The organism is Tateyamaria sp., assembly GCF_059783535.1.
Genome location: NZ_JBYNDP010000108.1, coordinates 1 through 12537 on the forward strand (window position 1 = coordinate 1; position 12537 = coordinate 12537).

A 12537-nucleotide genomic window follows, 5' to 3' on the forward strand; every position below is an offset into this window, starting at 1 on the left:
CAACGCGGGGCGCGCCGGAGACTTCCGGCACCTGGATTGGCGGCATCTGCCGGGAAGGACGCGACATGGCCACGAACTCGGGCGGCGACAGCAAGAATACCCTCTACTGCAGCTTCTGCGGGAAGAGCCAGCATGAGGTCCGCAAGCTGATTGCGGGACCAACAGTTTTCATTTGTGACGAGTGTGTCGAGCTCTGCATGGATATCATTCGGGAAGAGACGAAGGCTTCGGGCCTGAAGTCCACCGATGGCGTGCCGACGCCCAAGGACATTTGCGAAGTTCTTGATGACTACGTAATTGGTCAGGCCATGGCCAAGCGCGTGTTGTCGGTCGCCGTGCACAACCACTACAAACGCCTGAACCATGCCCAGAAGGGCGGGGATATCGAACTGGCGAAGTCCAACATCCTTCTGATCGGACCTACTGGTTGCGGCAAGACGCTCTTGGCTCAGACACTGGCGCGCATTCTGGACGTGCCGTTCACGATGGCCGACGCAACCACGCTGACCGAGGCGGGATATGTGGGTGAGGATGTCGAGAACATCATCCTCAAACTGTTGCAGGCATCCGAATACAATGTCGAACGCGCGCAACGCGGCATCGTCTATATCGACGAGGTCGACAAGATCACGCGCAAGTCCGAAAACCCGTCGATCACCCGCGACGTGTCGGGCGAAGGCGTGCAGCAGGCGTTGCTGAAACTGATGGAAGGCACTGTGGCGTCTGTTCCACCGCAGGGCGGTCGCAAGCATCCGCAGCAGGAATTCCTTCAGGTGGACACCACGAACATCCTGTTCATCTGCGGCGGTGCCTTTGCGGGCCTCGACAAGATCATCGCGCAACGCGGTAAGGGCTCGGCCATGGGCTTTGGCGCAGATGTGCGCGACAATGATGAACGCGGTGTCGGCGAAATCTTCACCGATCTCGAGCCGGAAGACTTGTTGAAATTCGGGCTGATCCCGGAATTCGTCGGTCGTTTGCCGGTTCTGGCAACGCTCGAAGATCTGGACGAGGACGCGCTTGTCACCATCCTGACCCAACCAAAGAACGCTCTGGTCAAACAGTACCAGCGTCTGTTCGAGCTGGAAGACACCACGCTGACCTTCACCGAGGACGCGTTGAGCGCGATTGCCAAGCGCGCAATCGAACGCAAGACGGGTGCACGGGGTCTGCGTTCCATCCTTGAAGACATTCTGCTCGATACAATGTTCGAATTACCGGGCCTTGAGTCCGTCACCGAAGTTGTCGTGAATGAGGAAGCGGTTGTGTCCGATGCGGCCCCCCTCATGATCCATGCCGAGGCAGAGAAAGAACCAGCTTCAGCGAGCTGATTTTGACCAAGCGAGACAAAGAGTAAGGCGGGTTTCGAACCCGCCTTTTTTGAGCGCTGTTCAAGGACCCTCGATTGAAACGGTAAGGCGCACCTGTGCGTGCGCCATTGAAAGGGAGCGCAATGGAGATTTCACGTATTCATTCGGGCGGAGCGTTCGAACCAAAGGTCGGTTACTGCCGCGCCGTTGTTGCCGGTGGATGGATTCATGTTGCGGGCACCGTGGGGCAGGGTGATTCAGTAACGGAACAGTGCAAGAGCGCGCTGGACATAATCCATGCTGCATTGACCGAGGCCGGTGCGGATTGGAAGGATGTCGTGCGTGCGACTTACATGCTGCCGGACCGGCACGAGTTCGAACCATGCTGGCCCATTTTGAAAGACACTTTTGGGGCGCACCCCCCTGCGGCCACGATGATTGAATGCGGGTTGATCGACCCAAAATACAGGATCGAAATTGAAGTCACCGCTTTTGCACCAAGGCAGGGCTAGGCTACGTTCCTGAAACGCTTGGTCAAAACGGCCTGAACGTCATCCGGATCAAGCTCCGGCCACGGTGCACCGGATGTGATAAAACCAGCCTCGACAAGAGCTGCCTGGATGTGACCCATCTCCGGTTCGCCCATGGCCAAGCGTCCACGCGGCGTATCTGGGCGTTCCCATATGGATTTCAGGCCGGAGACAACCAACGGTCTGTTGCCCATAAAAGCCTCAAGATGCCGCGTGATCATACCTGTTGCACTGGACTTTCGACGCGCGATTATGGCCACGCGTTGATCTGGCACACCGCAGAATGCGGTTAAATGCAGTGCCGAACCTTCGCAGGCGATCACCTGTTTTGCAGCCTTGTAGCGGGCGATCTGATCCTGGACCGAGTGATACTGAGGGTGGAAAATCTCGTAACCTTGGGCACTTAGATGCGTTTCGATCTGCTTTTCTCCAAGCAGGCCACCCTTATCGAGAGACAGCTTTGACCGCGAGATATAGAGTTTCTCACCACCATTCGGAGCAATGTCCTTGGCAAAGTTGTTGTCGCGGTATTGTCGAAACGATGGTGTGCCCGTGATGATGGCGCCCAGACCAAAACCTTGGCCCGGGACAATCAATTGCTCCACGCACCGCGGTTTGCCCAGTACCTTTATTGGGACCTTAACGCCCATGGCAGCGAACATGTCACTCTGAAAAGATTTCAATGAAAGCGGACTGTCGGGACGTCTGGGCGTAAACACTATCCCATCGATATCTCCCTGCACGGCATCTAGCGCCCAAAAACGGCCAAGCGATTCCGCAACGAAATGGGAGAAATTGCGGTACAGCACGCCGCCCCAGATCCAACGCCCGGCCAAGGGTTTGGGCGCGTTGTTTAAAGGACCGAACGGCAAGGTTGTACGACCTCGGTTTCTCCAATGCGCAGCCATAGGCACATCGTGGCCGTGCGCCGTCTGCACGCCGGACAAGCTGATGTACCCGCTTGTTTCGCTCGGTTTGACAATGGCGTTTTCACAGGTCTGTATCCGCTCTGACCAGCCTCCTGCAGGGTCGGGCCAGCTGGCATCGGGGTGCGACCAGACATCATCGCGGGTGCACGTCCAGACAAAACGCGTCGAGAGTTCTTCTTTCTTCGTGAATTTCGACTTCCGAAGGATGTTCTTGCACTCGCGTATGCCGGGTTTGCCATATGCGTCAGGGTGGAATTCCAGCACGATGGCACGAATACCGCGCAGGTTCGCGTGCCGCAGCAGCTCCAACTCTCCCCCTTCGATGTCCATGATCAATACATCAGGGCGAAAGCTCTTGATGATTGTGTCGTACGAAACCGTTTCGACTTCGACCGGTGTCGTGCGGCGACGCTCATTCTGGATCAGGGACGACCCAAGGAAGGATGTCCGCAAATGAAAGGTGACGTGGTCCGGCTGATCTGCCCCGGCCGTGACAACCTGGTGGCGCACCTCCATCATCTCCTCGAGCCCGTTCATGCGATGCAATGCCCTGATATGCGGGATCAGGTTCGGATTTGCCTCAAATGAAAGAACGGCATCTGGCTGTGCATTCTTGGCAATGACCGCCCCAACCACGCCCAAACCAGCACCCAGCTCAAGCACACGATCGCCGGGTTGGACGACGTCCAAAGCACCCTTGATTTCCTCACCCTCGTACCGCCCTTCATTCATGCGGCGGATGCGGGTCTCGTTCAGGAATGGGGATGCAGGTACATGCACGCCGAAACAGGTGGCCGCGATTTCCGACGATGTTTCAATCGCGTTGATGCTGTCCCGCATAATGTGCGCCTCGTTACGAACTCTTAACACTCAGATACACGTTGGAGTGGCAGTTTCCCATTCAAATTTGGGCGAAATCTCCGGCATCAAAAACCTGCGGCGCCGGTGCCACTGGACCTCTGTGCGGTATTGCGGCATAGACTCGTCCAAACGTCGGAGGCGAAACATGGGCATTCTCAATACGCTGTTGCGCGCGGTGACTTGGTGGAACGGCCAAACGCTCAACACGCAGATTTTTACGGCTCGCAAGGGCGTGAAAGTGGGCGAAGACAGCCAGGGCAACGTCTTTTACAAAACGCAGGACGATAGCCGCCGCTGGGTCATCTACAATGGCGAGGCTGAGGCAAGCCGCGTCGATCCCGAATGGCATGGCTGGCTGCACCGCACATGGGACGAGCCGCCCACCGACAAGCCACTCAAGCGCAAGGAGTGGGAGAAGCCGCACCAACCGAACCTGACAGGCACTGCAATGGCCTATGCTCCGGCGGGTTCCATTCGACGCACAGAGCCTGCTGATCGTTCCGACTACGAAGCGTGGACGCCCGAATAAATGGCTGAGAATACGACCGAGGTTCTGGTTGGTGGTGTTGTGCTGGCAGCGGCCATTGGGTTTGCTGTCTATGGTGCGCAGGTTGCCGGTCTTGGCAGCAACAATGGCTCCGCTTACCCTCTGACCGCCAGTTTCCGCAGTCTTGAAGGCGTGAATGTCGGCACCGACGTGCGTCTTGCCGGTGTTAAGGTGGGGACCGTCACGGATGTGTCCTTGAACCCCGAAACATATCGTGCCGACACGGTTGTCTCCTTGCGAGCCGATACGCAGATCCCTGATGACAGTGCTATAATCATCAGCTCCGAAGGGTTGCTGGGCGGTAACTTCGTTGAAATCATGCCGGGCGGGTCCCCTTTTTTCTTCGAAGCCGGTGATGAAATCACAGACACCCAAGGCTCCGTGAGCCTGATTTCGTTGCTGCTCAAATTCGTCTCTGGGGGTGAAGGCGAATGATCCGGCGCGCCGCACAGGTTGCGGCGCTTGCGCTTGCGGTTGCGGTGCTCGGCACCGGAATCGCAGCGCAGGAGGAAACAGAATCCGCGTCCGGCGCGGTTCTGCGCGGGCTGGACAAATTCAGTGGTCAGGTCGTCGACATCCAGATGCTGGCTGGCCGCACTGTTCAATTTGAGCGGCTCAGCATCACCCTAACCGAATGCCGGTATCCAGCGGGTAACCCATCAGGCAATGCCTATGCGGGGTTGCAAATCACCGAAGCCGGACGCGACGGGGTTGTTTTCTCTGGTTGGATGATTGCATCAGCACCGGCGCTCAATGCGATGGAGCATGCACGCTATGACGTCTGGGTCATGCGCTGCACCACCTCGTGAAGCGTTCCAACACGGACTGAATTGAAGTCCGCGTCGTGTACCTCAAGTGCTCGCTCAAGGCGCGCATGATAGGTGGCCCTCGTGATTTCTATTGCGCCCAGGCTGGCCAGATGCGTTGTCAAAAACTGCGTGTCGAACAACACAAACCCTGTGCGACGCAGGTGATCGACGGCAGCGGCAAGCGCCATCTTGGAGGCGTTCGAGCGACGCGAAAACATGCTTTCCCCAAAGAATGCACCTTTGAGGACAACGCCATACACACCTCCCACCAGTTGTGAGCCTTCCCAGATCTCAATCGAATGGGCCTGATTGCGGTCATGCAGGGCTTTGTAAAGCTCCCTGATCTCCGGATTGATCCAAGTATCGATGCGGTCCGCACAGCCATCGACCACGCCTTCGAAATCGTTATCAAGGCGCAATATCCAGTCGCTTCGACGCATCGCACGAGCCAGCGAGCGTGACATGTGAAACCCATCCAACGGCAGCACCCCACGCATCCGCGGGTCAACCCAGAACACTTCCGGGTCATCTCGCGACTCTGCCATGGGAAAAATGCCCGAGGCATAGCCCTGCAACAACAGGTTGGGGGTCAGTCGAATATCGTCTTTCATATGCGGGTCCGCTGGGAATGACCCCAGACTAGCCCTTGCACTGGGTGTAAAAAAGGGATCGCGTGCTGCGATCCCCCTGATTTGATTGATGCGCCTTAGTCAGCTTGCGCTTCCAGCCATTTTTCCAGCCAGTGGATGTTGTAGTCACCGGTATGGATATCCTTTTCCGCCAGCAACGCATGAAACAGCGGTACGGTTGTATCGATCCCATCGATAATCAACTCACCAAGCGCGCGGTTCAGACGTGCCAACGCTTCGGCACGGTCGCGACCGTGCACGATCAGCTTTCCGATCAGGCTGTCGTAGTATGGCGGGATCGAGTAGCCGTCATAAAGTGCTGAATCGATCCGTACCCCAAGGCCGCCCGGCGCATGATATTGAGTGATCCGACCGGGTGAGGGCGAGAAGTCAGGCAGCTTTTCTGCGTTCAGGCGCACCTCAATTGAGTGCCCATTGATCTGCAGATCATCCTGATGGAATGACATGTCCATGCCGGACGCCACGCGAATTTGCTCGCGCACAAGATCGACACCAAAGATGGCCTCCGTCACCGGGTGTTCCACCTGCAGGCGGGTGTTCATTTCGATGAAATAGAACTCGCCCTTTTCGTACAGGAACTCGATAGTGCCCGCGCCGATATAGTTGATCTTGGCGACGGCATCCGCACAGATGCGCCCGATCTCGGCCCGTTCTTCGGGGCTGATCGCGGGGCCCGGGGCCTCTTCGAACACCTTCTGGTGGCGGCGTTGCAGTGAGCAATCGCGCTCGCCCAGATGTACGGCGCGGCCCTTGCCATCGCCAAAGACCTGAATCTCAATATGGCGCGGCGTGGTCAGATACTTCTCGATATAGACTTCATCATTGCCGAAAGCGGCCTTGCCCTCGGCTCGGGCAGTCATGAACGCGCTTTCCATGTCTGCGGCGGTTTGCGCCACTTTCATGCCGCGCCCGCCACCACCTGCCGTGGCCTTGATGATGACAGGATAGCCGAACTCTTCGCCGATGGCCTTTGCCTCTTCCAACGTGGCCACGCCGCCTTCGGAACCGGGCACGCAGGGCACACCAAGCGCTTTCATCGTGTCCTTGGCGGTGATCTTATCGCCCATGACGCGGATGTGTTCGGCGGTTGGGCCGATGAAGGTCAGGCCGTGATCTTCGACGATCTGCACGAATTGAGCATTTTCGGAGAGGAAGCCATAGCCGGGGTGGATGGCCTCAGCACCCGTGATCTCACAAGCCGAGATGATGGCCGGGAAGCTCAAGTAGGATTGCGGCGACGCGGGCGGGCCAATGCAGACGGATTCGTCGGCCATACGCACATGCATTGCGTCGGCGTCCGCAGTGGAATGCACTGCGACGGTAGCAATGCCCATCTCGCGCGCGGCGCGGATGACGCGCAGGGCGATCTCTCCGCGGTTGGCAATCAGGATTTTGTTGAACATGCGCCGATCCTTATTCGAGGATCACAAGCGGTGCGCCAAATTCCACGGCGGCGCCGTCATCAACCAGGATACGTTTGATCGTGCCTGCGCGTGGGGCAGGGATGTGGTTCATTGTTTTCATCGCTTCGACGATGAGCAGCGTGTCGCCTTCGCTGACCTGTTGTCCGACCTTGATGAAGGACGGCGCACCCGGTTCAGCCTGCATGTAGACAGTGCCAACCATCGGGGACGTGACGGCGCCGGGATGGCTGGCCGGGTCAGCGGCGGGTTCTGCCGTTGGTGCTTCTGCGGCCGGTGCGGCTGCTGGTGCGGGGATTGCAGCGGGTGCAGGTGCAGCGACTTGTGCTACAACCTGTTGCGCCGTCTGGCGCGACACACGCACGTTCAGGCTGTCAGCTTCGCCATATTCACGTTTGACCTGTAGTTCAGTCAGGTCATTCTCACGCAGCAGTTCCGCAAGTGCCTGGATAAAGGCCACGTCCGCGTCATGGTTGCTCTTTGTCATTCTTGTCCTCAACCGTTTGGTCGTGGCCGCGCAAAAAAAGCGCGGCCCGTAGTGCTCTTCGCTGCTTATAGCGGTGCAATGACGCAGAGGAAAGCGCTGTGACAGTTCGCTGGTGCTTGTCGAATTGAGCAGCAGATCGGACAGGTCCCAGAACAAAAAAAACCGGCCCCGTAAAGGGACCGGTTTGCGCATCTGACGTCCCCAGGTTCGGTCAGATGGCGAGGTATTCCGCCCGCAATTCTTCGTTTTCGAGCACTTCGGCGGCAGTGCCATCGAAAACGATCCCGCCAGTATCCAGGATCACAGCACGGTCCGCCAATTGCAGCGCGCGCACCGCATTTTGTTCCACGATCACGGTCGTGATTCCCTGTTCCTTGATGACGGTCAGGGTCTTTTCGATCTCATCCACGATGACCGGCGCCAGACCTTCATAAGGCTCGTCCAGAAGCAGAACTTTAATGTCCCGGGCCAGCGCACGGGCGATGGCCAGCATCTGTTGTTCACCGCCTGACAGGGTTGTGCCCTCTTGGGTGCGCCGTTCGCCGAGCCGGGGGAACAGGTCATAGAGCCGCTCGATGGACCACCCAATCGGTGGCGCAATCTGCGCAAGCTTAAGGTTCTCTTCGACGGTGAGGCCAGGGATGATGCGCCGATCCTCGGGCACCAGACCCAGACCGGCCTGGCTGGCCTCGTGGCTCGACATCTTGTGTAATGGCTGGTGGTCCAGCCATATCTCACCACGGGTGACTTCCGGGTCGCCAATCCGGGCAATAGAGCGCAGCGTTGACGTTTTGCCAGCGCCATTGCGGCCCAGTAGCGCAAGGATTTCGCCTTCGTGCACGTTGAAGCTGATGCCTTGCACAATGTAGCTTTCGCCGTAGTAGGCGTGCATGTCCCAGACACTCAGAAATGCCGGAGCGGTTGCGGCGTGGTTCACGCCTTTGGAAAAGTCGGGTTTGACGTTCATCTGCTCAGCTCCTTATGCAGCATCTTGGGATTCACCCAAGTACGCTTCACGTACCTTCGGATGGCCCTTGATGTTGTCGGGCGTGTCTTCGACCAGCGGTGTGCCTTGCGCCAGAACAGTGATCCGTTCGGCCAGGCTGAATACCACGTGCATGTCGTGTTCGATGATCGAGATGGTGATGTCCCGCTCGTCCTTGATTTGTTTAAGCAGGTCGATGGTGTTGTTGGTGTCGGCACGCGCCATGCCGGCCGTGGGTTCATCAAGCAGCAGCAGGCGGGGTTCTTGCGCAAGGCACATTCCGATCTCGAGCCGACGTTTGTTGCCGCGCGACATAGTCGCGGCGTTGTCGTTGCGCGCGTCCGCCATGTTCATCTCTACAAGCATTTCTTCAGCCCGCTCGACGATTTCGCGGTCTTTCATCATGCTGATGAACGCGTTGGGTGTGAACGCCCCGTCCCGCTTGGCAAAGCAGGGGATCATCATGTTTTCCAGCACGGACAGATCGCCAAATATCTCGGGCGTCTGGAATACGCGGGAAATGCCCATTTGATTGATCTCATATGGCTTGCGTCCCAGCACCGACTGGCCGTCGAACATGACGGACCCCGTGTCAGGGATCAGCTTGCCCACCAGGCAGTTCAACAGTGTCGACTTGCCTGCGCCATTTGGCCCAATGATGGCGTGTACGGTGTTCTCTGCGACGCTGAGATTCACGTCTCCCAGCGCTTGCAGGCCACCGAACCGTTTGCCCACGTTTTTGACTTCAAGGATACCCATCTTGTCTCTCCTTATTCCGCAGGTGTGGTTTTGCCATCAGGCGTGTCAGTAGACTTCTTCTTGCGGCCAAAGAGACGCGCAATCCGTTGTCCCCCTTCGACCAGCCCACCGGGCAGAAAGATCACGACCAACATGAAGATCAGGCCAAGCGTCAGGTGCCAACCTTTCCCGATGAAGGGGTAGATCAGTGTGACCACGAAGTCTTCAAGCCCGTCCGGCAGGAAGGCGAACCAGGTGTGCAGGATGTCGGAGTTGATCTTGGACAGGATGTTTTCCATGTACTTGATTGCACCAGCACCTAGGACCGGGCCGATAAGCGTGCCAACACCGCCGAGGATCGACATCAGCACCACTTCACCCGAGGCCGTCCAGAACATGCGTTCCGCACCAACCTGTGTGTCCATGGCTACCATCAGGCCGCCTGCCAAACCGGCATACATGCCCGAGATGACGAACGCCGCGAGCGTGTAGGGCTTGGCGTTGAGGCCGGTGTAGTTCAAACGTTGTTGGTTCGACTTCACAGCGCGCAGCATCATGCCAAAGGGTGAGCGGAAAATGCGGATCGACATGTAGAAGGCCAGCAACATCACGATGGCGGCAACGTAGTAGCCCGCGTTGAATGTGAACAACCAACTGCCCACGCTCCATTCGATGCTTGATCCCATCTCAAGTCCGAACAGGTTGGCCTTTGGCGTCGCGCCATCGGCAAGTGACCCGTCCAGAATGCGCGGATCGTTGACCTTTGGCTGCAGGCCGGTTTCACCGCCGGTGATCGGTGTCAGCACCGAATAGGCCAGGGAGTAGGACATCTGCGCAAAGGCCAGCGTCAGGATCGAGAAGTAGATGCCGGAGCGGCGCAGGCTGATCCATCCCACTGCGAGACTGAAAACACCCGCCACAATGACCGACACGATGATGGCCGGTACAACGTTCATGGTCAGCAGTTTCATCATCCAGATCGCGGCGTAGGAACCGACGCCCAGAAAGGCCGCATGACCGAAGGACAGGTAGCCGGTAAGGCCGAAGAGGATGTTGAACCCGATGGCGAAGATGCCAAAGATCACGAAGCGCTGCATCAGGTCCGGATAGCCTGCATTGAACTGCGCCATGCCCGATCCTTCAGGGAAGGGGTTCAGGATGAAGGGAGCCAGTGCAACCAGTACGGCGACCAAAAGCAGAAGGCGGAAGTCTTTTTTGTCCAGTCCAAACATGGATCAGTCCTCCATCACGCCCTTGCGGCCCATAAGGCCCCGAGGACGGGTCAACAGAATGATGATGGCCACCAGGTAGATGATGATCTGGTTCAGGCCGGGCAACACGTTCAGGACTTCGCGCATCGAAGCAAAGCTTTCGAGGATGCCCAGAAGGAAGCCAGCGGCGACAGCGCCGGGCAGAGAGCCCATGCCGCCCACAACGACCACCACGAAGCTGAGGACAAGGAAGTCCATGCCCATGTGATAGTTGGGCGAGTTGATCGGCGTATACATCACGCCCGCTAGGCCAGCGACGGCGGCTGCAATGCCGAACATCAGGGTAAAGCGGCGGTCGATGTTGATGCCCAGAAGCTGCACAGTCTCGCGGTCGGCCATACCGGCCCGTACAACCATCCCGAAGGTGGTGAACTGCAGGAAGGCGAATACCGCGCCGATGATCACGGCGGCAAAGGCAAAGTAGATGATGCGCCAATAGGGATAGATGATCGTGTTTGGATCAAAGCCCATCATGGCCCCGAAATCGAACGACCCCTTGAAGGCTGCCGGGGCAGGTGTTGGGATCGGGTTAGCGCCATAGTAATACTTGATGATCTCTTGCAGAACGATGGCGAGGCCGAAGGTCACCAGGATCTGGTCCGCATGGGGACGTTTGTAGAAGTGTTTGATCAACCCGCGTTCCATGATCACGCCGATGGCGATCATCACCGGGATGGCGAACAAGATCGAAAGCGGGACGGCCCAGTCGATGATAGTGTTGCCTGCAGCCTCTCCAAACCAGTCGTAGACGTAAGGAACGTCCACTTTCAGTGGGTTGCCCAAAAAGTCCTTTTGGGTCTCGTCCACGACCGTGTGGCTGAGCGTCAGGATCCGGCTTAGCGTGACAGCGCAGAAGGCGCCAATCATAAACAAGGCGCCGTGGGCAAAGTTCACCACGCCCAAGGTGCCGAAAATCAGCGTAAGACCCAGCGCGATCAGCGCATAGGCCGAGCCCTTGTCGAGCCCGTTGAGAATTTGAAGGATGATCGCTTCCATCGGCCGAACCTCTGGTTTGGGGGCATCTGTCCCCGCGGGGACACATTATGTTAAATTTCAGGATGCCTGGGATCAGGTGCCAGGGAAGGGTGGGACGCATGCGCCCCACCCTTGGTTTCGTGGCTTATGCGCCAGGGTTGCAGGACCCCAGTTCGCCACCGAAGATCGATGCGTCGTAGGTGACCTGCGACACAGGTGTCACTTCGACGATTTCGAGAAGGTCGAACTCGGATGTCGGGTTCTCTTTCCCTTTCACGACCAGCACGTCCTTGAAGCACTGGTGGTCTTCGGCGCGGTACAGCGTGGGACCGTTGCCCATGCCGTCGAATTCGAAGCCTTCTAGGGCTTCTGCAACTGCGCAGGGGTTGAACGACCCGGCACGTTCCACGGCGTCTGCATAGAGCAGGGCCTGAACGTAGCAGGTGTGTGCGGCCTGGCTTGGCGGGAAGCCGTACTTGGTGCCGAAGGACTGAACGAACGCTTTGGAGCCTTCGTCCTGCAGCGACCAGTGCCAGTTGGTGGAACCAAAGATCCCCTTCACGTTGGCGCCCGCACCCTTCGCCATCAGGCGCGAGTAGAGCGGAACAACGATCTCGAAGTTTTTGTTGTTCACCAGCTTGTCACGCAGGCCGAACTGAACCGCGTTGGTCAGCGAGTTCACCATGTTGCCGCCGTAGTGGTTCAGAACCAGCACGTCCGCACCCGATTGCAGAACCGGCGCGATGTAGGACGAGAAGTCGGTCTGTGTCAGCGGCGTTTTCACGGCTGCAACAGTTTCCCAACCCATGGCTTCGGTCGAGGTGCGCACGGCTTCTTCGGTCGTGTAACCCCAGTTGTAGTCGGCGGTCAGATGGTAGGCTTTACGATCCGTGCCGTAGTTGTTGGCCAGAATCGGTGCAAGCGCTGCACCGGACATGTAGGAGTTGAAGAAGTGGCGGAAGCCATTGGCCTTCTTGTCCTTACCGGTGGTGTCGTTCGAGTGGGTCAGACCCGCCATGAAGAT

14 protein-coding genes are annotated in these 12537 nt (G+C 57.9%); 5 read left to right on the forward strand and 9 right to left on the reverse strand.

Features of this window, described 5'->3' with window-relative positions; all coding sequences use genetic code 11:
* Positions 1-65: 65 nt before the first annotated feature.
* Complete coding sequence (clpX, locus tag AC6RA8_RS17080) at positions 66-1331, forward strand: ATP-dependent Clp protease ATP-binding subunit ClpX (protein ID WP_500354270.1); 1266 nt, start codon at positions 66-68, stop codon at positions 1329-1331.
* A 122-nt stretch (positions 1332-1453) separates the two neighbouring features.
* A complete protein-coding gene (locus AC6RA8_RS17085) occupies positions 1454-1822 on the forward strand; it encodes a RidA family protein (RefSeq protein ID WP_500354248.1) in 369 nt (122 codons plus the stop codon).
* Here AC6RA8_RS17085 and AC6RA8_RS17090 read toward each other — a convergent pair.
* Positions 1819-3609, reverse strand: coding sequence for an FkbM family methyltransferase (locus AC6RA8_RS17090; RefSeq protein ID WP_500354250.1), 1791 nt, complete (start codon positions 3607-3609; stop codon positions 1819-1821). The genes AC6RA8_RS17085 and AC6RA8_RS17090 overlap by 4 nt on opposite strands.
* A gap of 166 nt (positions 3610-3775) precedes the next feature.
* Here AC6RA8_RS17090 and AC6RA8_RS17095 point away from each other — a divergent pair, with 166 nt between their 5' ends.
* Genes AC6RA8_RS17095 through AC6RA8_RS17105 form a run of 3 tightly spaced genes read left to right on the forward strand, consistent with a single transcriptional unit; the run spans position 3776 to position 4986 of the window.
* A complete protein-coding gene (locus AC6RA8_RS17095) occupies positions 3776-4159 on the forward strand; it encodes an NADH:ubiquinone oxidoreductase subunit NDUFA12 (protein ID WP_500354252.1) in 384 nt (127 codons plus the stop codon).
* Positions 4160-4612, forward strand: a complete 453-nt coding sequence (mlaD, locus tag AC6RA8_RS17100) for an outer membrane lipid asymmetry maintenance protein MlaD (protein WP_500354253.1) — start codon at positions 4160-4162, stop codon at positions 4610-4612. It begins immediately after the preceding gene.
* The gene (locus AC6RA8_RS17105; protein WP_500354255.1) at positions 4609-4986 is read left to right on the forward strand and encodes a DUF2155 domain-containing protein; all 378 of its coding nucleotides are present in this window, start codon (positions 4609-4611) and stop codon (positions 4984-4986) included. The genes mlaD and AC6RA8_RS17105 overlap by 4 nt, the downstream gene beginning before the upstream one ends.
* Here AC6RA8_RS17105 and aat read toward each other — a convergent pair.
* The 8 genes from aat to AC6RA8_RS17145 form a co-directional block, all read right to left on the reverse strand.
* Positions 4950-5585, reverse strand: coding sequence for a leucyl/phenylalanyl-tRNA--protein transferase (aat, locus tag AC6RA8_RS17110; protein ID WP_500354272.1), 636 nt, complete (start codon positions 5583-5585; stop codon positions 4950-4952). The two genes, AC6RA8_RS17105 and aat, sit on opposite strands and share 37 nt — an antisense overlap.
* A gap of 107 nt (positions 5586-5692) precedes the next feature.
* Positions 5693-7039: an acetyl-CoA carboxylase biotin carboxylase subunit gene (gene accC, locus AC6RA8_RS17115; protein WP_500354257.1), complete on the reverse strand. Its 1347-nt coding sequence runs from the start codon at positions 7037-7039 to the stop codon at positions 5693-5695.
* 10 nt (positions 7040-7049) lie between these two features.
* Positions 7050-7544 (reverse strand): acetyl-CoA carboxylase biotin carboxyl carrier protein, encoded by a 495-nt coding sequence (gene accB / locus AC6RA8_RS17120; RefSeq protein WP_500354259.1) that lies wholly within the window; start codon positions 7542-7544, stop codon positions 7050-7052.
* A 211-nt stretch (positions 7545-7755) separates the two neighbouring features.
* A complete protein-coding gene (locus tag AC6RA8_RS17125) occupies positions 7756-8511 on the reverse strand; it encodes an ABC transporter ATP-binding protein (RefSeq protein WP_500354261.1) in 756 nt (251 codons plus the stop codon).
* A 12-nt stretch (positions 8512-8523) separates the two neighbouring features.
* Positions 8524-9288, reverse strand: coding sequence for an ABC transporter ATP-binding protein (locus AC6RA8_RS17130; protein ID WP_500354263.1), 765 nt, complete (start codon positions 9286-9288; stop codon positions 8524-8526).
* An 11-nt stretch (positions 9289-9299) separates the two neighbouring features.
* A complete protein-coding gene (locus tag AC6RA8_RS17135) occupies positions 9300-10499 on the reverse strand; it encodes a branched-chain amino acid ABC transporter permease (protein ID WP_500354264.1) in 1200 nt (399 codons plus the stop codon).
* Positions 10500-10502: 3 nt separating this feature from the next.
* Entirely contained in the window at positions 10503-11534 is a 1032-nt protein-coding gene (locus tag AC6RA8_RS17140; RefSeq protein WP_500354266.1) for a branched-chain amino acid ABC transporter permease, read from the reverse strand.
* Between the two features lie 124 nt (positions 11535-11658).
* Positions 11659-12537, reverse strand: an 879-nt coding sequence (locus AC6RA8_RS17145) for an ABC transporter substrate-binding protein (protein ID WP_500354268.1), incomplete at its 5' end; no start/stop codon positions are given.

Bases quoted from the DNA above. Each gene is read 5' to 3' on its own strand.
- AC6RA8_RS17085 (WP_500354248.1), top strand. From the start codon at position 1,454: ATGGAGATTTCACGTATTCATTCGGGCGGAGCGTTCGAACCAAAGGTC.
- AC6RA8_RS17095 (WP_500354252.1), top strand. From the start codon at position 3,776: ATGGGCATTCTCAATACGCTGTTGCGCGCGGTGACTTGGTGGAACGGC.
- accC (WP_500354257.1), bottom strand. From the start codon at position 7,039: ATGTTCAACAAAATCCTGATTGCCAACCGCGGAGAGATCGCCCTGCGC.
- AC6RA8_RS17090 (WP_500354250.1), bottom strand. From the start codon at position 3,609: ATGCGGGACAGCATCAACGCGATTGAAACATCGTCGGAAATCGCGGCC.
- clpX (WP_500354270.1), top strand. From the start codon at position 66: ATGGCCACGAACTCGGGCGGCGACAGCAAGAATACCCTCTACTGCAGC.
- AC6RA8_RS17105 (WP_500354255.1), top strand. From the start codon at position 4,609: ATGATCCGGCGCGCCGCACAGGTTGCGGCGCTTGCGCTTGCGGTTGCG.
- AC6RA8_RS17125 (WP_500354261.1), bottom strand. From the start codon at position 8,511: ATGAACGTCAAACCCGACTTTTCCAAAGGCGTGAACCACGCCGCAACC.
- AC6RA8_RS17130 (WP_500354263.1), bottom strand. From the start codon at position 9,288: ATGGGTATCCTTGAAGTCAAAAACGTGGGCAAACGGTTCGGTGGCCTG.
- mlaD (WP_500354253.1), top strand. From the start codon at position 4,160: ATGGCTGAGAATACGACCGAGGTTCTGGTTGGTGGTGTTGTGCTGGCA.
- AC6RA8_RS17140 (WP_500354266.1), bottom strand. From the start codon at position 11,534: ATGGAAGCGATCATCCTTCAAATTCTCAACGGGCTCGACAAGGGCTCG.
- accB (WP_500354259.1), bottom strand. From the start codon at position 7,544: ATGACAAAGAGCAACCATGACGCGGACGTGGCCTTTATCCAGGCACTT.
- AC6RA8_RS17135 (WP_500354264.1), bottom strand. From the start codon at position 10,499: ATGTTTGGACTGGACAAAAAAGACTTCCGCCTTCTGCTTTTGGTCGCC.